Genomic DNA, 21,594 nt, shown 5'->3' on the forward strand with positions numbered 1-21,594 from the left:
TAATTTAATTATACCAACGAAAAGGGTCCCTCGGGACCCTTTTTGCTTAGAAATATAAAAAAGTTAAGGGGCTGTTTTGTTACAGCCCCTTTTTTGTATATGCTATTGTTAAGTTTTTATTATTGGTAAATGTATTACACATAGGCTTTATAGAAATCTATAAACTGTTGAGCCACAGGGGAGAGTGCATGTCCTTTTAGGGTGATAAATGCTTTTTTAAAGTCTCCAGAGAACTCAGGTAATTTAATACGTGACATTTTTCTGTGGTTTACCATTTCCTTAGCGTCCATTGGAACGAGTGCAACGGTACGACCAGAAGAAGCCCATTCGATAGCTGATGTTTTTGTGGTTGTAATAGCAGTAACATTGAGATACTCCATATTAGTTAGAGAGGATTGCATAATCATCCTTACAGAGCCACCAGATAAAGATAGAGGGCATTGTTTGATATCTTCCCAAGTGATTGTATCATGTTCACGATCAGTCCAGAATACGTCACGTCTAAATAGGGCATATAAATGTTCCTCTTGAGTTAATAGAATATCAAATTTATCTGTATCTACCATTTGAATATTAGCGATACCGATTTCTGCACTACCATTAATGAGTTGATTTACCACATTTGTCATAAGTCCTTCGTAAATTTCAAAATGTACAGATGGATACTTCATGGAGAATGCTGGTAAATATTGCTGTACGATTGGTGTAGAACGGGAGGCGGATGTGGCAATACGTAATGTACCTTCAATTCGTGAATTTAATTGCTGTACCGCATTGTAGGTAGATTCTTCAATAGAGCATAATTGCTGTGCTTTCTCGTAGAAAATCTTGCCCGCATCAGTTAATTGTAAATTGGAACCACGTTGTCCCCGCTTAATATTGATTAGTTGAGCACCGAACTCTGCTTCTAAATATTTTAGCTGCTTACTTAAAGCTGGTTGTGTAATGTGGAGAATTTCAGCAGCTTGTGTCATATTACCCGTTTGAACTAGAGTTATAAAATTGTGATAGTACGATGTGTCCATAAAATCTCCCTATTATACACAAATTAAGATAATTAAAATTTATAACTATCAAAAGAATGGTTATTTCCCTATTGGTAAAAAGTCATATATACTAAACACATCAAGAGATGTAAAACGATTGAAATTAGTTTTAATAATCTCATCAAATTTTTTGATATAGCATCAGTGACTAAGAAAGTGTAGGTACTACTATGGGCGTAGTAAAAAGAACATTAAGTAAAGCAATTCGTAATTGGGAAGCACGTAGATTAATGACAGCACATAATGCTGGTGTTAGTCGTAAAAAACAATTAGAACGCGTATGGCCACATCCATTGACAACTGAAAAACGTCATGAAATGAACCAAGGCATTACTGGTTTAGTTCATAATGGCAACTAATTAGTTAGTGTACGAAGTGATTGAACACTTAATCTAGTGGTAATACTACTTCGATAGCATCTAATACATTACAAGTAGCAGCTCCATGACTCATGTCTTGGAGCTCTTTTTGTATGCGTTCTATATCGGTAGGTGGCACCAAGATAGTAAGATCTACCTTCTCTTCAAAGGTAGCCTCATAATGTAGTTGTGCATCCTGAAGATAGCGTTCTATTGTGCTATATAGTGCATAGTCAATAATCGCTTGTAATTGTGTTCTTGTGGTATGCAATTCTTTTGGCGCAAGACGCAATGTTTCTGCAACGGAGTGAGAATATGCACGGATTAATCCACCAGCCCCTAATTTAATACCGCCAAAATAGCGTGTTACAACAACAGCAATATTGGTAATTCCCGTCTTTTTTAACACTTCAAGCATAGGCTTGCCAGCGGTTCCCGATGGTTCTCCATTATCAGAGGATCGTTGTTGCTCTTGTTTTGGACCCAAAGCAAAAGCCGTACAATTATGGCGTGCATCCCAAAATTCTTTGTTAATGCGGCCAATAAAAGCTTGTGCTTCTTCTTCAGTACTACATGGATATACAGTGGTAATAAATCTAGATTTCTCTACGACGTACTCATGGCGAAATTCATTGGCAATAGATATGAATTCCACAGTAGGGCTAGGTGTTTCAGGCATTTTCTCACCTCCTTTTTCTTTTTACTACTATTTTATTTATTCATCATCATCACTTTATTATAAGCTATTTATAAACGTAATGTATAGATTATGAGCAATAATGTTTAATAATATATGCATAACCAATATAGACTTTATAAAGAAAATGATGAATTTATTAATTCCCTTGTTTTAAAGGAATAACCCTGTATTTTTAGTAGGATATTGACGTATTGAGAATTTATGTTACTATAGAGTGTAGATACATGAATAGGTACTCATGTAAAGGTGTTCATATATTGTTACATATAAGAATACTTTTGATAATGTTTTATCCTATATAAATGTATTGATTGAGATGTCTTTAAAATAATATAGAAAGAAGTATATATATGAGCGCTAAAAAACAAGAATTTGATATTACAGGCATGCATTGCGCGGCCTGTGTAAAACGTGTTGAGAACGTTGTATCTAAAGTTGATGGAGTAGCCTCTGTAAAGGTGAATCTATTAACACGTAAGGGCAGCGTTGAATTTAAAGATGGTTCCACTGTTCAACCACAACAAATCATTGATGCCATTACAAATATTGGCTTTGGTGCTGCGGAAGCAGATGAAACCAAGAAAGAAATAGAAAAGGTTAATTTAAGACCTCATATTACGCGTCTTATCATTGCAGCTTGTATGGCTGTACCGATGATGATTAATATGACATTACATCGCTTTGGTATTCAAGCCTTGCCAGTATGGGTAGAGTTCATTCTTGCTACCATTGCTCAGTTCGGTCCGGGCCTTATGTTCTATAAGAGTGCGTGGAGTGCGGTGAAGAATGGTGCCCTTACCATGGATGTTCTCGTTGTAATGGGCACGACTGTTGCTTATCTATTCAGTATTTATAATTGGCAGTTCCATCCAGAGCTTGGTCCTCATGGTATTTACTTTGAAACCTCTGCATGGCTTATTACATTTATCCTTCTTGGTAAACTCTTAGAAGAAATTGCAAAAGGGCGTACCTCTGAAGCACTTCAAAAGTTGATTGCCTTACAACCTGCAACGGCTCATGTGTTGCGTGACGGTGAGTTTGTAGATATCCCTACTTCTAAAGTAGTAGCCGGCGATATTTTACAAGTTCGAGCAGGCGAAAAAATCCCAGTCGATGGTACAATTACTGACGGCTATTCTACAGTAGATGAGGCTATGCTTACTGGTGAAAGCTTGCCTGTAGAAAAACAAGTGGGATCTGATGTTATCGGTGCGACTATTAACTTGAGCGGTGCTTTCACAATGGAAGCAAAACGTATCGGATCCGATACAATGCTCTCTCAAATTATTAAAGTCGTAGAGGAAGCTCAAACCTCTAAAGCAAGTATTCAACGTATTGCAGATATCGTTGCTCAATATTTTGTGCCTACCGTTATTGGCCTCGCTGTATTGACTGGCCTTGTATGGTATTTTATTGTAGGCGATTCTGTTAATGTAGCTCTCATTAATGCTACAGCAGTGCTTGTTATCGCTTGTCCTTGTGCACTTGGTCTTGCTACACCAACATCTATTATGGTAGGCTCTGGCTTAGGTGCGGAGCATGGTGTTCTCATCAAGAGTGCGGAATATCTTGAAAAAGCTGGTAAACTCGATGCTATCGTTATGGATAAAACTGGCACTCTTACACAAGGTGTTCTCGATGTAACGGCTTTCAAAAACTATAATGGTGATGAAAGTAGAAATATGTCCCTTATGATGGCCCTTGAAAGTGGTACATCGCATCCAATTGCAAAGGCTATGGTTTATTATGGCGAAGATCATGGTTATAAAGGTAAAGCTGTAGAACTTGAAAGCTTTGGTGATGTGCCTGGTAAAGGTTTACAATGTGCTTATCAAGGTGTATCTGTACAACTTGGTCATAGCCGTTGGATGAGTGAACTCGGTTATGATTTATCTAAGGTGCAAGATGATATTCAACATTTTGAAGAACAAGGTGCTTCCGTGTCTGTTCTCGCTGTAGATGGCGTTATCAGTGCATTATGGGCTGTAGAAGATGAATTACGTCCTGAAACTATTGAGGTTGTAAAAGAACTACAGTCTCAAGGCATCGACGTATGGATGCTTACCGGTGATAATCGCCGTACAGCTCAATATATTGCTAAACAAGCAGGTATTACTCACGTTATTGCAGAAGTGTTGCCTCAAGATAAAGCTAGCAAGGTAAAAGAGTTACAAGATAAAGGTCTAGTAGTGGGCATGGTTGGTGATGGTATCAATGATGCACCAGCTCTTGTAACGGCAGATATTGGTTTTGCTATCGGTAGTGGTACAGATATTGCCGTAGAGGCCGCAGATATCGTTCTTGTAAGAAATGATTTACACACACTAGTACAAGCAGTACGCCTCAGTCGTAAGACTATGACTAATATTAAACAAAATCTATTCTGGGCATTGATCTTTAACTGCATTGGTATTCCATTGGCTGCTATCGGCGCATTAAATCCTATGATTGCAGGTACAGCAATGGCATTCAGTTCCGTTACAGTTGTGGGTAACTCCCTTCGCTTGAAACGAGCTAAACTCTAATTATATATGAGATAAAATATAGAACAGCACCTATAGAATGGTATAGGTGCTGTTTTGTATTTTCTTCATTTTTATTGCTAATATTTTAATTCCTATAAACTCGGTATTTTTATAGTACTTATCATCTGATATACTGAGTATAGTACTTAAGAAAAGGGAAGGAGTTTATTATGAAATTAAAGACTCGCGATATTGTATATATTGGATTTATCGCTGCCTTATGTGCAGTAGCAACAACGATTCGCATTGAAATACCAGGTGGGGCCATGGTTCATTTAGGTTCCGCGGCTCTCTTTACCACATCGATTCTCTTTGGTGGTTTATATGGTGGTTTAGGTGCGGCTATTGGTTCCGCATTATTTGATCTTTTTGGTGGACATACGCAATACATTGTATTCTCTTTCTTTATTAAAGGTATTGCAGGTTTTATCGTAGGTGGCATGACAGCTGGCTACTTGCCTCCATCTATCAATAAACCGACAGCATCTTTTGGTCGTATTTTAGTAGCTCTCATTATCGGTGCTATTTGGACTGCTTTTGGTTACTTCATTGCTTGGTGGTTTGTTCTTAACAGCGCGGCTGTAGCAGCTAGCAAGATCCAATACTCCTTGATTACCAGTGCGGCTGGTATCATTGTAGCTATTGTGTTAACACCAAAACTACAAAAGGTAGTACGTAGATTATTTACAAAAAACTAATAGAGAATAATTTAAATCGCATCTTATTTCTCTAAATAGTCAAAGGGCGATCATTAGCATATATATTAGCTAATGAGCGCCCTTTTATTTTTCAGTATATATCAATTGTTTATTGATTTTGTTTATACCATTAAAAGTTGCAAAGGTCGTTTAGGTTCTCAGCCATGGTAGGATGTGTAAAGATTTGATTCTTGAAGTATGTATATGGAATGTTGTTGTCCATAGCCATTTTAATGAGATTAATCAACTCTTCAGCACCTTGAGAATAAAGTGTAGCACCAAGGATTAAATCGTTATCTGCATTTACTACAATTTTAAAAGCACCTTTTAAATAGTCGTTTACATGGGCTCTTGGCATGGTAGCTACGAGCATTTCTTTAGTTTTAACTGTATATCCTTTGTTGATAGCATCTTCTTCTGTGAGACCTACACGAGCCAGTGGCGGTGTTAAAAATGTTGTGTAAGGAATATTTTTGCGATCTTTTAATGTGTATTGGCCATTTCCTGTAAGTGCACCAAATACAATGCGGAAGTCATCGAGAGAAATATACGTAAATTGAGGACCACCGTTTACATCGCCTACTGCATATACGCCAGGAACGGAGCTTTCACACGTATCATTCACTACGATAGCACCGCGTTCGTTAGTAGTGATATCCGTATTTTCTAAACCGATGTTAGCTGTATTTGGTTTGCGACCTGTAGCATATAAAACGGCATCAAATGTATAGTTTTGACCATTTGCAGTAATAACAGGTTTGTTGCCATCATTAGATACAGAGTTTAATGTTACATCGTTAAGAATAGTAATACCTTGCTCAGTCAAGTACTCGTTAGCTAATTCTTGTACGATCGGTTCCTCCCGTTTTAAGATGCTAGATTCAATATTAAATACTGTTACCTTTGCACCTAGTTTAGCGTATAAGCTGGCAAATTCAAGGCCGATAGGGCCCGCGCCGATGATGCCTAGTGTACTTGGTTGAGGCAATAATTGTTGAATTTCTGTGCTATTATAGAAGCCTGTTGCTGCGCTGATGCCATCAATGTTAGGCTTAATCGCTACAGCACCAGTGTTAATAATAATTGTTTCACCAGATAAGATGATTTTATCTTCTCCAGCTGTAACGGCGATTTCTTTATTACTAATGAATTCACCATGTCCAGTATATACATCGACATGTTCATTAGTGTCTAGCATACTGAAGTTTTTATTGCGTAAACGAGATGTAACTACCTCGCGTTGGTTTAATACTTGATCGTAAGATAAGCCTTTTGATGCGGCTATAATCATCGTTTTAGTTGGGATACATGCAATATTAATACATGTGCCACCATACATAAGTGGGTTTTCTTCAATCATAGCTACGGCTTTGCCCATGGAGCCAAATTTAGCTGCTAATGTTTTGCCGGCTTTGCCGAAACCTAGGACGATAAGATCATAATGTTTGGTATTCATACAATACCTCCTATCTTTTATATTGAAAATATTAGATGTGTTTATTATAACATATTACAGTAGATATAAAAGTAAAATATGAAAATAATTCTCTATAATTTAGATGTTAAGTATTTCTACTTGACACATCTTTTTTTATGCTGTAGTATATGTAAAGTAATATGACTTGACAGTGATGGAGGTGGCGAAATGGAAGAACGAGTACTTATAAGTTTGCTCTTAGATTTCTATGGGCCATTATTGACGGACAAGCAACGCATGTCCTTACAACTTCACCACGAAGACGATATGTCCCTTGGCGAGATTGCTGAGGAATTAGGCGTATCACGGCAGGCTGTACATGATAATTTACAGCGTGCTCGACACATTTTAAACGATTACGAATCTAAATTACACTTGGTAGCACAATATGAACAGCGTGAAGGACTGCTTTCACAGTTGAAAGAAACCTTGCCTAAAGAGGTGTTAGCTGAAAGTAAGGTACAACAAGTATTGGCGCAAATGGAGGGATATTATGGCATTTGATAGCTTGTCAGAAAAACTGCAAGAAGCCTTTCAATCCTTAAAGGGGAAGGGCAAAATTACAGAAGAAGATGTCAATCTTGCGTTGCGTCAAGTACGCACAGCACTATTAGAAGCGGACGTTAACTTTATGGTGGCGAAGGACTTTGTTAAGTCCATTAAGGAAAAGGCCCTCGGTGAAGAGGTATTCGGTTCTTTAAATCCCGCGCAAACGGTTATTAAAATCGTAAATGATGAGTTAACAGCCTTATTGGGTGGTACACAAAGTCGCATCATGATTTCCAGTAAGCCTCCAACAATTATTATGCTTGTTGGTTTACAAGGGGCTGGTAAAACGACTACGGCTGGTAAATTGGCTGTATACCTTCGTAAACAAGGTAAACATCCGATGCTCGTAGCCGCCGACGTATATCGTCCAGCAGCGATTAAGCAATTGCAAGTTGTAGGTAAACAAATCGATATCCCTGTATTTGCTGATGAAACACCTGGTGCAAATCCAGTAGACATTGCGCGTCGCGCTGTAGAGCAAAGCACGCATATGTTGAAGGATGTAGTTATCATCGATACCGCGGGTCGTTTGGCAATTGACGAAGTCCTCATGGACGAGTTGTCCAATATTAAATCTGCTGTTCGACCTCATGAAATTCTACTCGTTGTAGACTCCATGATTGGTCAAGATGCGGTAACAACAGCACAAACGTTTAATGAAAAATTAGGCGTTGATGGTGTTATTCTTACTAAACTCGATGGTGATGCGCGCGGTGGTGCTGCGTTATCCATCAAAGCTGTAACAGGTTTGCCAATCAAGTTCACTGGTGTGAGCGAAAAAATGGATGGTTTCGATGTATTCTATCCAGACCGTATGGCTTCTCGTATTCTCGACTTGGGCGATTTTAAAACATTGATCGAAAATGTTCAAGGCGCTATCGACGAAGAAGAAGCTCGTGAGATGGCACAAAAAATGGCGAAGAACAACTTCACCTTAGATGATTTCTTAAAGCAAATGAATCAGGTAAGAAAGCTAGGGCCATTACAAAATATTATTGGTATGTTGCCAGGCATGGGTCAAGTTAAGGATCAGTTAAAAGACCTTGATTTGAATAGTAAAGAAGTACGCCGCATTGAGGCTATCATCAAATCCATGACTACAGCAGAACGAGAAAATCCTAATATTTTAAATGGTTCTCGCCGCAAGCGTATTGCAATGGGGTCTGGTACACAGGTTCAAGATGTAAATCGCTTGTTAAAACAATTCGAAGAAGCGCGGAAAATGATGAAGCGCTTACAAGGGTTACGAGGCGGTAAGGGAGGATTCCCAGGAATGCCAAAATTACCGTTTATGTAATACATGGGCAGGGGCGCTGAACCTGTCCAGTTAAATCATTATAAGGAGGTGAATCCCACATGTTAAAAATTCGTTTGACTCGTTTAGGTGCAAAAAAAGCTCCTTTCTACCGTATCGTTGTTGCTGACGCACGTGCTCCACGTGAAGGTCGTCCTGTTGACACTATTGGTCAATATGATGCTACTAAACAACCAGCTATCGTTAATGTAGACGAAGAAAAAGCTTTGGCTTGGTTAGCTAAAGGTGCTCAGCCTACTGACACTGTTCGCTCCTTGTTCAAAAAACAAGGCGTTATGCAAAAATTTGCAGACGCTAAAAAGTAATTAATAGAGAGGCATACTGTGATGATAGAATTAATTTCATTAATTGCGAAATCATTAGTGAAGCAGCCTGATGCCGTTTCTGTTACCATGGTCCAAAAGGGTAATGTTGAGGTCTATGAACTTCATGTAGCACCAGAGGATATGGGTAAAGTCATCGGAAAGCAAGGTCGAATTGCAAAGGCGATTCGCTCTGTGGTGAAAGCGGCGGCTATTAAAGAGAACAAAAAGATATCTGTTGATATTGTTTAAAAGGGAGTATTCCAATGGAAGAAATGACATTACGTGTCCCTGTAGCAGTAAAAGCAAAGGTAACAGAAGAGTTGAAAAACAAGATTGTTACTGATCTTGAAGCTCGTCTTGATATGGTGACTAAAGATTTAGAAGCAATTGAATTTCAAGCTCAACGTATTTTAGCTGATGCAGCTAAAGTTGACGCTTCTAGTCTTACGGCTATTCGTCAACAAATCGACGAAGAGAAAAATAAACGCTTGGCTTTCAAAGAAGAAGTAACAGCTAAATTGAAAGACGCTCAAGGTTTGGCTTTGGGAACTGAAATTCCTCAAGGTACATTAGAGCAAACAGTTACCGTTAAAATCGGGGATAATTTGGATGCCATGATGGGCGCTGAAATCCTATTAGAAGACGGTAAAATCGTTGCGTTTCGTCAATAATGAAGCCTAACGATTTCATCACTATAGGTGTTATCATCGCCCCGCACGGCGTGCGGGGTGATCTTCGTATTATGCCTCAAACCGACTTTCCAGAACGGTTTATGCATATGGATGCCTGTTACATCGATGGTAAAGAATACCACGTTGCATCCGCACGATTTCATAAGCAATTTGTACTAGCATCCTTTAAGGAAATTCCTGATCGTAACACAGCTGAATTATTCAGTAAGAAAGAAATTCAAGTACGCCGTGAAGATTTGGTAGAATTACCAGAAGGTCGTTATTACATCTTTGATATCATTGGTCTTGAGGTACAAGATACTAAGGGTAATGTGCTTGGCACAGTTACCGAGGTTTTGCAACCTGGTGCTAATGACGTATACGTGGTTTCCAAAGATGGGGAACCAGATCAATTATTTGCAGCCATTGAAGAGGTCGTTAAAGACATCGATGTGGAACATAAATTGATGATCGTAGATCCGCCTGAATGGATATAATCCTTTGGGCGGTTTTCTTTTATCTACATATAGGTATATTATGGTAAAAGTTATATAATATAGCTATATGTAGATAATGCTAATGAGTTAAAATGATTTAATTAGAGTTAATAAGTACAGAGGATGGTCTATGCGTATCGATATCGTATCTTTATTTCCAGAGTTTTTTGATGCTTTTTTTAGTCATTCCATCATAAAACGCGCTATCGAGGCGGAACGCTTGTCTATGGACGTAACCAATCCTCGTGATTTTAGTCATAATAAACATGGTCAAGTAGATGATACGCCGTATGGTGGTGGTGCGGGTATGCTTATGATGGCACCTCCCATCTTTGAAGCGGTAGAATCTGTTATTGCTCAATATGATAGCGATATTAATAGCGCCTATTCTATAGATGAGATGTGTGATGAAATGAGCCTTATTGGTAATCCCAGTGAAAGTATACGACGTCGTGTTATTTTTATGGGACCTACAGGTCAACCTTTTACACAAGAAAAAGCTCGGGAACTAGCGATGTACGATCAATTGGTGCTCATTTGTGGTCATTATGAAGGCGTCGATTATCGCGTAGAGGAACATTTAGTAGATGAAACTATTTCCATTGGTGACTATGTGTTAACAGGTGGAGAGTTGCCTGCTATGGTCGTAGCTGATGCGGTGGCTCGTATGATTCCTGGCGTATTAGGGGCTGCTAGTGGGGCCCAAGAGGATTCATTTTATGAACCTTTATTAGAATGTCCTCAATATACAAAGCCTCCAGAATTTAGAGGCTGGGTTGTACCAGATGTATTGCGCAGTGGTCATCATAAAAACATTGCTACGTGGCGACAAAAGGAAGCCTTAAAGCGGACACGATTGTTGCGGCCCGATTTATTGGAACGACCATTAACAAAAGAGGAAATTAAACTTTTAAAAGAAATTGTTGAAGAAGAGTCTAGGCTATGAATTTTAAGTGTTATGATGTTGTAGAGATTCAGGGAAAGCGATACGTAGTTATTGAAGTTATCTCCTATCAAGAATTCATCATAGAAAAGACAGTGAATTATACTCTTAATGATGAAATGTATAATAATGAATTAGGTACTCATAAAGGGGCTAAGAATTGGACCGAATATGGTATTATGCCAGTCGATACCAAAGATAAAAAATGGCTCACCATTGTAAATGGGGAAAAAGACTATTGTACCTTTTCAGAGACTATTTTACGTTCAACGCCGCCTAAAGGATATAAACTGTACGATAAAGGCTTACAACGCGTCATGTCTGTTGAGGGCGAAAGTAAAGCTAGAAGCGGTGATAAGGCCGATTATAAAGAATATAGATCAATTAAAAAGGATAAAACCTATGTATTCTTTATTGAGGACTGGCATGGTGGTTTGACGGATCAGGCTCAAGGTGAGCGGATTCGTTTGTCTGATGTACATCGACGGCGAGATCAGGCTGCTCAAGCAGTGAGTAAAAAGATTCGTAATGCAGCTCGCAGAAAAGAATGGACACGATTGGGTCTGAGTTGGGGAATCATTTTATTCTTTTTGGGATATTTGTTTATAGGAGATATGACTTGGCATGAATTGCGTGATGAAGTAGGATTCCCATATACCATGGAAGAGCGCATTAAAGATTCCTATTATTATGAACCGCAAGGCACAAAAGACGGTTTGATGGTATATACGTCAAAGCAAGATCCAAATGCAACGGCTATCGATCTTATCGATGCTGTGTATGGCAAGGTTTATACCATTAAACAAGATACTAAGTCCCCTGAGCAGTGGATTGTAATTTATACGACTAAAGATGTATCTGTTATTAGTGTGGTCAATGGCACTACGTATGTTGAAGTGGGGCAATTAAAAAACTTGTCAGATTCGGAGAATACACGCATAGCGACTATTAGAAATGACAGTGAAGTATTGTTACGATATGCGTATATGGTGGAATTAAAGAATAAGCAGGGACGTAAGACATTATCAAATATAATAAAAGATTGATATAGTATTGATTTCAGTTACGAAATCAAACGAAGGAATATTATATGTATGAACCAAGTAAGAATACTGTTTACATAGCCATAGCGTTTACATCTATAGCAGCTCTAGTAGGCGCTTGTTCCTATTGGGACGATATTAGCTATGCTCTATGTGATGTGGTCAAACAAGAATTAAATAATGGTGAAGTGCGGCTCGTTGATGATGAAGGTAAAAGCTATACCTTGATTAATCACGGTGATGGAAAAGAAACTGCACTTTATGATGATGCTGAAAAATCTGTTACCTTTCATCGTGATGAGAAAGGCAATATTATATGGGATGCAGGCTTAGCCAGTTTGATTCCGACTTTGGCGGTAGGTTACTATGCGTTCCATGGCTTTTCAGCTCCAACGGCATATATGGATGCACCTAGTATGACCTATCGCGCTACATCACCTCTTACCCCTTTTGATGCAAGTACAGGCGCTAGTAAATCTAATAGTGCAAGAGTGGCTAGAACTATTAATGAAATGACTAGAAATCGTTACAATACTAAAACGAGTAATCGAGCACATAGAATTGGTGAAAAGTATGGCTTTGGTAGTGTAGGGGCTCGAACTTCGAGCGGTGCCTCTTAATGAAAGGATGAATAATGAAATCCTATATTGATGAGCTTGATAGAAATATATTTAATTTCGTGGAATATGAAGGATATGATGATCGGTATCCTTCCTTGTCTATGCAGGCCTTTTCATCCGACTTTTACGATGAAATTCGCCATGCTTCACGTAGATTATTTCAAATATTTTGTAAAGCTGCAAAAGTATTTCAAATGGCACCAGATGACTTTGCTCGAAATATGGATATGCCAGACAATTTAATTCCTTATTTACATAAGTCGAATGCCTTAGGGTTACCGACGTGGTTATCACGCTTTGATTTTGTTCTCGATGTAAATGGCAATTTGCGGATGGTAGAACTTAATGCAGATACGCCATGTTTTCTTGTTGAAAGCTATTATGCCAATGAAGTGGCAGCTAATTATGTAGGACGAAAACATCCTAATATAGAATGCCGAAAAGAATTACATACATTTTTAAAGCGTATGTATGATGCTGTTTTATCTGCTAAGTATGGTAGAAACCAATATGAATCTATGCGGGCAAATAGAGAGAGCCTACCTAAGAATCCCTTTGTATTCTCTTGCTTTCATGATTATTTTGAAGACTACGGTACAACACAATTCCTTATGAAGGAATTAAAAACAGCCTGTCCTGAGGCAGACACGCGATTCATATCCTTTTATGATATGAAGATTGATGATGAGGGCATTCCTTTAGAAGATGGTAGTCATGCGACCCTATTGTATCGATTGCATCCCATGGAGCTTTTAATTGATGAACAAACACCAGATGGCGAACCTTTGGGTGAAATGTTCTTAGATTTGTATGAGGATGATACATTCGCTCTTTTTAATCCGCCAGAGTCCATTATTCTACAAAATAAATCCTTTATGTCCTTAGTATATGCATTGTATTTAACAGATCAATTTTTTACAAAACCAGATCGAGATATCATCGAGCGTTATTTGGCACCATCCTATTTTGAAAATGATTTTTCAGCTCTTGATGATGGCCTTTATATTCAAAAGGAAATTTGGGGCCGTGAAGGACGGCATGTACAAGTTATTCAAAAGCGTGGTGATTCATCTGAGCTTTACATGGAAAAGTTAGTTGATAACTATGACGATATCGTTTGTCGCAATAGTAAAAAGGTGATGTATCAAGACTTTATACAGCAGAAACGTTTTACTCATACAGTGGATTGTGGAGTGAAAGATGGATTTTTAACCTTATCCTGTTTTATGCTTGGCGATCAAGCTTCTGCGGTAGGATGCCGTTTTTCCCCGGAAGAGATAGCTGGTACAGAAGCATACTTTGTACCATTACTAATAGAGTAAGAGAAATACTATGTAATTTTTGACCATATAGAGTATGGTTAAACGAAGGATAATAGGTGTACTTCGCAGCAGTTGTGGTTATGTCTACTTTAGAGAGGGTGCGTATGGAGTTTAATTGTTATGATGTCTTAGAGGTTCATGGCAGCCGTTATGTAATCACTGAGAAAATTAAATATATAGAGATTATTCCAAAAGCAGATAAGGAACAATCCTATAGGGGCCAGCCGTCTATGACAAAATCACCTGGTGATTATTGGCATGAATATGGACTAGAGGCTGTTGAGGGAATCGATAAAATATGGTTAACCATTGAGTATAATGATAATGAATGGTGTACCGTATCTAGAACATCCTTTCATACACGGCCGGGGAAAGATTTTACATTACATCAAATCGGTTTAGAAAAGGTTGTCGATGTGGATGGTGAAAGTGGTGCCTCCGTAGGGGACCGCGCAGGATATCGAGAATATCAGCTACCTTGTGAAGGCGGTACTAGTGTATTCTTTGAAGAAGAGTGGTTTGAAGGTAAAAAAATGTTTGCCGAAGGATCACGAGTGCCCTTGGTGAACATTCGTCTTTGTAATGATGCAGCCGCTCAAGCTATTAAGCAAAAGATGCGTAACAAATCAATGAAAAAGAGGTTTGGATCTATTGCTGTTGGCGTGGGGTATGGTGTACTATTTTTACTATTTCTATTTTGGTCGGACAATGATTTGTCTTGGCATAGTATACGCGCTATGTTTGGAGTGCCTTACACGGCAAAAGAACATATGCATGACACATCTGCATATTATACAAAAACAGATTCGGATAGCGACTATGTATACACGTCTACACTAGATCCTGTTAGTACCGCATTAGACTTGATTGATTCTGTGAATGGTGATATTAAGAATGAGCGGGATAACTTAGAAGAGGGACATGAAGTTATTGTATTTTATTCTGGAGACTTGGTGTATCTCATCACTAATACGGATGGACAAACTAGGGTTAAGGTATGTGAACAATCAAAATTAACACAAGAGGATTGGAAAATTATTGATCGTACATTAATCAGCTCTCATATACTCGATAACTATGCGACCATGGTTCGACTAGGGGATAATACGGGACGCGAACGATTGTATCCTACCGGCAACTCTAACAACACATCCAATACAAAATTATATTATTAGGAGGCTTATTATGATTTATATACCAGATGTATTATTGACAATTTTTTATGCTTGTTTTGGTATTATACTGATGTTGACAGCGAACACGGTTATCGATTTCTTCGTGCCTGGAAAATTTAGTGAAGAAATTAAGCGTGGTAACTGTGCTGTGGCGTGGCTTTCAGCGGGATCATTTATCGGTATCGGTGAAATTTTGCGTTCTGTTATTATGTCACCAGCCGTGACTACGGCTGATACGTCCCTGTTACATGGCATTGTAGCCAGCGTTGTATACGCTGTGCTAGGTATTATACTATTTGTAACGGGCTATATGTTTATCAATATTTGGCATCGTAAATATAAATTATCTGAAGAAATTATGCGTGGTAATACAGCGGCCGGTATTCTTGTATTTGGCATTTTCGTAGGTCTTGCTCTTGTTATTAGCGGTGCTGTGCACTAAGGGAGCGTTTTATGTATAAGCCAAGTAAGAAAACCATATACCTTACAGGTGCTTTCGCCACAGTTGCTGGTCTTGTAGGTGTGTATTCCTACTGGAACGATATCTCCTATGCTGTGTGTGATAAGGTTTATCCAGAGGCAAATGAGGGGGAGGTTCGATTAAAGGATAGTCAAGGTAATCGGTATTCTCTTTTAAACCATGGCGATGGAAAAGAAACCGCCTTGTATGATGATAATCGTTCAGTTACCTTTCACCGTGATAATGGTGGAAACTTAGTGTGGGATGCTGGTTTGGCAAGTTTGTTACCAACTATTGCAGCTGGGTATTATATATTTCATGGATTTAATCCTCCTACGGCACGTATGGATGGACGAACTATGACGTATCGCGCGGTATCGCCATTAAAACCGTATGAACAACCTAATGAATATACGTCATCAGGATCTACTATACATGGCTATGGAGGTGGAAGAAACTTTCGTAGTTATGAGAATAATAGAAGTAAGAAAGCATCATCTATAGGGCAAAAGTCTGGTTTTGGTAGTGCTGGTGCGCGGTCTAGTGCTTCGTAATGGATATGGTGGTACTATGTATTGATAAAAGTTGTTTAAGATTTAGGAGATATAGTATTGGCAAATTTATATATTGGACTCGTTCATTATCCGATTATGAATAAACATAAAGAGGTAATAACGACGGCCATTACAAATTATGATATTCACGATATTGCGCGCGCATCTATCACCTATGATGTATCTAAATATTTTGTGATTCATAATATACCGGCTCAACGAGAATTAGCAGCTACCATTATGGAGCATTGGAAATCTGGTTTTGGTAGTACCTATAATCCGGACAGAAAAGATGCTTTCACAGACGTTGAACTTGTTAATTCTATCGCTGTGGCAGTGCGTACTATCGAGGAACTGGAAGGGGTAAAACCTATCGTAGCAACTACCGATGCTAGAACTTATGATAATACAATTTCCTATGCACGGATGCGTGAACATCTTGAAAATGAGGGCCGCCCTGTGTTAGTATTATTTGGTACCGGTTATGGTATGACAAAAGAAACGATGGAAAGCTTTGACTATATTTTAGAACCTATATATGGCCATGGTGAATACAATCATTTATCTGTGCGTAGTGCTGTTTCAATCATCTTAGATCGGTTGCGGGGCGAGGCATGGTGGAATAAATAGGAGGCGTCTATGTCAGGACATTCAAAATGGGCAAATATTAAACATAAAAAAGGTAAAACTGATGCGTTGAAGGCTAAACTAGCTACGAAAATCGGTCGTGAAATTACCGTTGCAGCACGCATGGGTGGTGCCGATCCAACAGGTAATATGCGTTTGAAATTGGCTTTGCAAAAAGCTCGTGAAAACAATATTCCTAAGGATAACATTCAACGTGCTATCGATAAGGGCGTTGGTGCAACAGATATGAACGCATACGAGGAAATTGTATACGAAGGTTATGGCCCTGCAGGCGTTGCTGTTACTGTAGAGGTTATGACGGATAATCGTAATCGTGCAGCTGCTGACGTGCGTCATGCCTTTTCTAAACAAGGTGGTAACCTTGGTGAAAGCGGTTGTGTAGGCTGGATGTTCAAATCCAAAGGCGTATTCGTTATCGATAAAGAAGGTCATGACGAAGACGAAGTAACTATGCTAGCTCTTGAAGCTGGTGCAGAAGATCTTAAATCTGAAGATGATGTATTTGAAATTTATACAACTCCTGAAGATTATGATGCAGTAGAAACAGCCCTTGCTGATGCGGGCATAGAAACTGTTGTGGCAAAAATTACCATGATTCCAGATACAACTATCGAATTATCTGGTGACGATGCTGTAAAAATGCAAAAAATGCTCGACGTATTGGATGATCTTGATGATGTACAAAACGTATATCATAATGGTATTTTGCCAGACGATGAAGAATAATAAAGTTAAGGAGTACTCTTGTGGTACTCCTAATTTTTTTTTATTGCATTAAACTATATCTAATGTAAAAAGGTAATAAAATTATCATTATTTCATGAATTTCGATGTTCTAATATGCTATAATAAAATAGATTATGATTCAGAGGTAGGCGATTGCTTATCTCATTTTTAAGCTAAGGGGGTTGGAGTGCGAATTATAGGAATCGACCCAGGTACGGCAATTTGCGGGTATGGCATTATTGACGTAAAGGGGAGTAAACTAACGCCAGTAGCCTATGGGGCTATTACGACCCCTAAGGAATTGACAGACTCACAGCGCTTAGAAATATTATTTAATGATCTAAGTGATATTTTAGAGGAATACAAACCAGATAAATTTGGCGTAGAGGAACTTTTTTTTAATCGTAATGTAACGACGGCAATTAAGGTGGGGCAAGCTCGTGGCGTTATTTTACTCGCTGCAGAGCAACAACAAATACCTTTATATGAATATACGCCATTGCAAATTAAACAGGCTGTTACCGGTTATGGTAAGGCCGATAAAAATCAGGTCATTTATATGACTATGAACATTTTGGGGATTCGTGAGAAAATTAAGCCTGATGATACGGCTGATGCATTGGCTGTAGCTATTTGTACGGCGCATAGTTCTCACCAAGATAGATTGATGAGGTTAGTTAAATGATTGGGTATGTACGAGGCATAGTGACACATCTATTCAAGGAATCTTGTTATATAGATGTACATGGTGTAGGGTACCGTGTATATGTGCCAACCACTACACGACAACAATTAATAGAGGGAAAAGAAGCCACTTTGTACACCTATCTCAATGTCCGTGAAGATGCGATGCAGCTGTATGGATTTTGGACAGAAGATGAATATGAACTTTTTATTCTCCTTATATCTGTATCTGGCATTGGACCAAAGGTTGGCTTAGGTATTTTATCCGGCATGACGCCAGAGGCTTTCAAACTGGCTGTCATTAATGGACAGGTACAACAATTAACTAAACTACCTGGTATAGGTAAGAAGTCGGCAGAACGTCTTGTTCTTGAATTAAAGGATAAGCTGGTGAAGATGACACACATTAGCGTTGAGTCGCCAGATGCGATTCAGCCTATTGGTGTGATTCATAGTGGCCCAAGCGGCGAAGCTATTGAGGCCCTTGTATCATTAGGGTATGCACAAAAAGAAGTTGAAGCATTGGTTGAATCGCTAAATGATGGTGCAAAAGATGTGCCAGCCTTAATCAAAGCTTGTTTAGTTGAACTTGGGAAAGGACGTTAGCCATGAACGAAGAAGTGCGCCTTATGGGCGGCGGCGATCGAGAAGAGGATATATGGCAATACAGTCTACGACCTAAGTATTTTAATGAATATATTGGGCAACGAGAGGCTAAGGATAACCTGAATATTTATATTCAAGCGGCCAAGCAACGTGGGGAGGCATTAGATCATGTTCTTTTGTATGGCCCACCAGGGCTTGGTAAGACTACCTTGGCTGGGATTATTGCTAATGAGCTAGGGGTTAATTTTCGTATAACATCTGGGCCAGCTATTGAAAAGGCTGGTGACTTAGCTGCCATTTTAACTAATCTCGATGAACACGATGTTTTGTTTATCGATGAAATTCACAGGTTGTCACGAAGTGTAGAAGAGGTATTGTACTCTGCTATGGAGGATTATGCCTTGGACATCATTATTGGCAAGGGGCCTAGTGCTCGCTCCGTTCGTATTGATCTCCCCAAATTTACATTGGTTGGTGCTACGACGAGGGCGGGGGCTCTAGCAGCGCCCTTGCGTGATCGATTTGGTATCGTGAGCCGTTTAGAATATTATAAGCAAGATGAGTTAGAGTTTATCGTGACTCGTGCTGCGGAGATTTTAAATATTGGTATTGAGACAGCTGGTGCTAGTGAAATAGCACGCCGCTCAAGAGGAACACCGCGTATTGCGAATCGATTGTTAAAACGGGTTCGCGATTTTGCACAAGTTGTGGGGAATGGTGTTATCACTGCAGATATTGCAGATGAAGCGCTTAAGCGTTTGCATGTGGACAAGATGGGACTTGACCGCATTGATAGACGAGTGTTGAAATGTATTATTGATAAGTATGACGGTGGCCCTGTGGGGATAGAAACAATAGCGGCTGCTGTTAGTGAAGAGAGAGATACCATCGAAGATGTGTATGAACCATATTTGATGCAATTAGGCTTTTTAGGTAGAACGCCGAGGGGGCGTGTGGCTACAAAATTGGCTTATGATCATCTAGGTATTTCGCAAACAGGGAAATAAAATGAAAACGAAACAATTACCATTAATGATTATGACAACTTTATTGTTGGGTATTCATAGCTTTGGAACAGTTGATGCTGCACAGGTTGTGGGAAAATCTGGAACAAAACCTGCTGTATCCAAATCTTCAACAGGTGCTACAGGCAAATCTTCTGTGAAAGCGGTGCGTGGAACTGTTGGTAAATCAACATTTAAACCTCTCGTTACCAAGCCAGCATCTAAACCGGTTATAAAACCAAAGGCGGCACAGGGGACTACACCTAAAATGACTGCTTCTTCCACCGTTTCTTCTAAAGTGACGGCAAATACATCTGTAAAGCCGAAAGTAACAGCTGCTACTGCTACAAAACCTAAGGTTACAGTTGTGGCTACTGCAAAGCCTAAGGAGACAGAAGTAAAATCTGTTTCTAAAGCTACGGTGATAACTGATAAGAAAATGAATACATCCTCTGGAGCATCTCGTACGACAGCTGCTGTAGTTACAAAAAATCAAGTTGAACAGGCTTCAACGCGGGTACGTGTAGAAAATACACCAGATGTACGCGTTTTATTGGGCAGTCGTCGTCAAGATGCTTCTGTATCCAGTTCTAGTGGTGTAACTGTTCTTAATAGCGCTAAAGGTAAGATAGAAAATCATAAGGTTGTATCTGTAGGAATTCGAGGCAATAAAATTGCTGTTAATGGAAAGGCTATTGACTCTGTTGTTACATTGAAACCTGCTAGTGGTGATATTTTTACCTTTGAAGGAAAATCATACCGCGGCGCTCTTACATTACGAGCGAATAATGGGACTATGATGGTTATTAATGAAGTGCCATTGGAATCTTATTTATATGGTGTTGTACCACAAGAGGCAATTCCATCGTGGCCGGCTGCAGCTTTAGAAGCACAAGCAGTAGCGGCTCGTACGTATGCACTTCATACGATGGAACAAAACAAAAACCAGCTCTATGATGTGAGTACCTCTACAGACCATCAAGTATATGGTGGTGTGAGCGGTGAAACACATAGCACTACAGCTGCTGTTAATCATACGAAAGGTATTGTTATGTTGTATAACAATCGTCCTATCAATGCATTGTTCCATTCTGATGGGGGCGGTTATACAGAGGATAGTGTTAATGTATGGGGAAATGATATCCCGTATTTGAAAGGCGTAAAGGATTATAGTAATAGTAGCTCCAGTGCATCTAACTGGACGGTATCCACAAATCGTCATGCCTTAGAAGGTAAATTAAATGCCGCTAGTAAAGGGGTAGGAAAATTGAAGAGCATTCAATTGACACCATTAGGTAATCCTGGTAAAGCTACATCAGATAGAGGTGTATCTGGTCGTATTAAATCGGCCACCTTTGTAGGAACAGCTGGGAAGGTAACCTTAAGTGGTGATGATTTACGCGGTATTTTAGGATTAAAATCAACATTGTTTGATTTTTATGTTAATCATAATCCAGTAAGTTCAACAGGTAAGTCCTACCATACTTTCACAGGTAAAAATGATACTGTATTTATCAAAGGTTATGGTTGGGGACATGGACTTGGCATGTCTCAATGGGGTGCCGCTGAAATGGCAAAAAAAGCTGGTTCAGGGGATACTAATTACTATCAAACAATTTTAAAGCACTATTATAGTGGTATTACATTGAAAAAAATGTATTAAGGAA

25 protein-coding genes are annotated in these 21,594 nt (G+C 39.1%); 22 read left to right on the top strand and 3 right to left on the bottom strand.

What is annotated here, in order from left to right:
- Positions 1-134: 134 nt before the first annotated feature.
- Positions 135-1,025: a LysR family transcriptional regulator gene (locus tag VEI_RS02620; RefSeq protein WP_059361741.1), complete on the bottom strand. Its 891-nt coding sequence runs from the start codon at positions 1,023-1,025 to the stop codon at positions 135-137.
- A gap of 191 nt (positions 1,026-1,216) precedes the next feature.
- Here VEI_RS02620 and VEI_RS02625 point away from each other — a divergent pair, with 191 nt between their 5' ends.
- Positions 1,217-1,405, top strand: coding sequence for a hypothetical protein (locus tag VEI_RS02625; RefSeq protein ID WP_005377902.1), 189 nt, complete (start codon positions 1,217-1,219; stop codon positions 1,403-1,405).
- Between the two features lie 28 nt (positions 1,406-1,433).
- Here VEI_RS02625 and VEI_RS02630 read toward each other — a convergent pair whose 3' ends face one another.
- Positions 1,434-2,084 (bottom strand): YigZ family protein, encoded by a 651-nt coding sequence (locus VEI_RS02630; protein WP_059361742.1) that lies wholly within the window; start codon positions 2,082-2,084, stop codon positions 1,434-1,436.
- A 371-nt stretch (positions 2,085-2,455) separates the two neighbouring features.
- Here VEI_RS02630 and VEI_RS02635 point away from each other — a divergent pair, with 371 nt between their 5' ends.
- Both VEI_RS02635 and VEI_RS02640 read left to right on the top strand, forming a co-directional pair.
- Positions 2,456-4,630 carry a heavy metal translocating P-type ATPase gene (locus VEI_RS02635; RefSeq protein WP_059361743.1) on the top strand — a complete coding sequence of 725 codons (2,175 nt, stop codon included), beginning with the start codon at positions 2,456-2,458 and terminating at the stop codon, positions 4,628-4,630.
- Positions 4,631-4,800: 170 nt separating this feature from the next.
- A complete protein-coding gene (locus tag VEI_RS02640) occupies positions 4,801-5,328 on the top strand; it encodes an ECF transporter S component (RefSeq protein WP_059361744.1) in 528 nt (175 codons plus the stop codon).
- Positions 5,329-5,458: 130 nt separating this feature from the next.
- Here the strand turns inward: VEI_RS02640 and VEI_RS02645 are convergent, their stop codons facing one another.
- Positions 5,459-6,784 (bottom strand): FAD-containing oxidoreductase, encoded by a 1,326-nt coding sequence (locus VEI_RS02645; RefSeq protein ID WP_059361745.1) that lies wholly within the window; start codon positions 6,782-6,784, stop codon positions 5,459-5,461.
- Between the two features lie 189 nt (positions 6,785-6,973).
- Here VEI_RS02645 and ylxM point away from each other — a divergent pair, with 189 nt between their 5' ends.
- The 19 genes from ylxM to VEI_RS02740 all read left to right on the top strand — a co-directional run bounded on the left by ylxM (position 6,974) and on the right by VEI_RS02740 (position 21,590).
- Positions 6,974-7,309 carry a YlxM family DNA-binding protein gene (ylxM, locus tag VEI_RS02650; RefSeq protein ID WP_005387334.1) on the top strand — a complete coding sequence of 112 codons (336 nt, stop codon included), beginning with the start codon at positions 6,974-6,976 and terminating at the stop codon, positions 7,307-7,309.
- A complete protein-coding gene (ffh, locus tag VEI_RS02655) occupies positions 7,299-8,651 on the top strand; it encodes a signal recognition particle protein (RefSeq protein ID WP_059361746.1) in 1,353 nt (450 codons plus the stop codon). Before ylxM ends, ffh begins: the two co-directional genes overlap by 11 nt.
- A 59-nt stretch (positions 8,652-8,710) precedes the next feature.
- Positions 8,711-8,974, top strand: coding sequence for a 30S ribosomal protein S16 (rpsP, locus tag VEI_RS02660; RefSeq protein WP_004695565.1), 264 nt, complete (start codon positions 8,711-8,713; stop codon positions 8,972-8,974).
- A 21-nt stretch (positions 8,975-8,995) separates the two neighbouring features.
- The gene (locus VEI_RS02665; RefSeq protein ID WP_004695567.1) at positions 8,996-9,223 is read left to right on the top strand and encodes a KH domain-containing protein; all 228 of its coding nucleotides are present in this window, start codon (positions 8,996-8,998) and stop codon (positions 9,221-9,223) included.
- A gap of 14 nt (positions 9,224-9,237) precedes the next feature.
- Positions 9,238-9,645, top strand: a complete 408-nt coding sequence (locus tag VEI_RS02670; protein ID WP_059361747.1) for a YlqD family protein — start codon at positions 9,238-9,240, stop codon at positions 9,643-9,645.
- The gene (rimM, locus tag VEI_RS02675; protein ID WP_059361748.1) at positions 9,645-10,142 is read left to right on the top strand and encodes a ribosome maturation factor RimM; all 498 of its coding nucleotides are present in this window, start codon (positions 9,645-9,647) and stop codon (positions 10,140-10,142) included. Before VEI_RS02670 ends, rimM begins: the two co-directional genes overlap by 1 nt.
- 130 nt (positions 10,143-10,272) lie before the next feature.
- Complete coding sequence (trmD, locus tag VEI_RS02680; protein WP_059361749.1) at positions 10,273-11,088, top strand: tRNA (guanosine(37)-N1)-methyltransferase TrmD; 816 nt, start codon at positions 10,273-10,275, stop codon at positions 11,086-11,088.
- Positions 11,085-12,131: a DUF4178 domain-containing protein gene (locus VEI_RS02685; protein ID WP_059361750.1), complete on the top strand. Its 1,047-nt coding sequence runs from the start codon at positions 11,085-11,087 to the stop codon at positions 12,129-12,131. The genes trmD and VEI_RS02685 overlap by 4 nt, the downstream gene beginning before the upstream one ends.
- Positions 12,132-12,175: 44 nt before the next feature.
- Complete coding sequence (locus VEI_RS02690) at positions 12,176-12,748, top strand: hypothetical protein (protein ID WP_059361751.1); 573 nt, start codon at positions 12,176-12,178, stop codon at positions 12,746-12,748.
- 14 nt (positions 12,749-12,762) lie between these two features.
- Complete coding sequence (locus VEI_RS02695; protein WP_059361752.1) at positions 12,763-14,070, top strand: glutathionylspermidine synthase family protein; 1,308 nt, start codon at positions 12,763-12,765, stop codon at positions 14,068-14,070.
- Positions 14,071-14,174: 104 nt separating this feature from the next.
- Positions 14,175-15,245 carry a hypothetical protein gene (locus VEI_RS02700; RefSeq protein WP_059361753.1) on the top strand — a complete coding sequence of 357 codons (1,071 nt, stop codon included), beginning with the start codon at positions 14,175-14,177 and terminating at the stop codon, positions 15,243-15,245.
- 10 nt (positions 15,246-15,255) lie between these two features.
- On the top strand, positions 15,256-15,687 hold the full coding sequence (locus VEI_RS02705) for a DUF350 domain-containing protein (RefSeq protein WP_059361754.1): 432 nt from the start codon (positions 15,256-15,258) through the stop codon (positions 15,685-15,687).
- A gap of 11 nt (positions 15,688-15,698) precedes the next feature.
- A complete protein-coding gene (locus VEI_RS02710; protein WP_059361755.1) occupies positions 15,699-16,259 on the top strand; it encodes a hypothetical protein in 561 nt (186 codons plus the stop codon).
- Between the two features lie 57 nt (positions 16,260-16,316).
- Positions 16,317-16,889 carry an RNA methyltransferase gene (locus VEI_RS02715; RefSeq protein WP_059361756.1) on the top strand — a complete coding sequence of 191 codons (573 nt, stop codon included), beginning with the start codon at positions 16,317-16,319 and terminating at the stop codon, positions 16,887-16,889.
- 9 nt (positions 16,890-16,898) lie between these two features.
- On the top strand, positions 16,899-17,633 hold the full coding sequence (locus tag VEI_RS02720) for a YebC/PmpR family DNA-binding transcriptional regulator (protein ID WP_059361757.1): 735 nt from the start codon (positions 16,899-16,901) through the stop codon (positions 17,631-17,633).
- Between the two features lie 187 nt (positions 17,634-17,820).
- Positions 17,821-18,318 carry a crossover junction endodeoxyribonuclease RuvC gene (gene ruvC / locus VEI_RS02725; protein ID WP_059361758.1) on the top strand — a complete coding sequence of 166 codons (498 nt, stop codon included), beginning with the start codon at positions 17,821-17,823 and terminating at the stop codon, positions 18,316-18,318.
- On the top strand, positions 18,315-18,923 hold the full coding sequence (ruvA, locus tag VEI_RS02730; protein ID WP_059361759.1) for a Holliday junction branch migration protein RuvA: 609 nt from the start codon (positions 18,315-18,317) through the stop codon (positions 18,921-18,923). Before ruvC ends, ruvA begins: the two co-directional genes overlap by 4 nt.
- Positions 18,924-18,925: 2 nt before the next feature.
- Positions 18,926-19,930, top strand: coding sequence for a Holliday junction branch migration DNA helicase RuvB (gene ruvB / locus VEI_RS02735; protein ID WP_059361760.1), 1,005 nt, complete (start codon positions 18,926-18,928; stop codon positions 19,928-19,930).
- A 1-nt stretch (position 19,931) separates the two neighbouring features.
- The gene (locus VEI_RS02740) at positions 19,932-21,590 is read left to right on the top strand and encodes a SpoIID/LytB domain-containing protein (RefSeq protein ID WP_059361761.1); all 1,659 of its coding nucleotides are present in this window, start codon (positions 19,932-19,934) and stop codon (positions 21,588-21,590) included.
- Positions 21,591-21,594 lie beyond the last annotated feature (4 nt).

The sequence above is a fragment of the Veillonella tobetsuensis genome (assembly GCF_001078375.1).
GTDB classification, from domain to species: Bacteria; Bacillota; Negativicutes; order Veillonellales; family Veillonellaceae; genus Veillonella; species Veillonella tobetsuensis.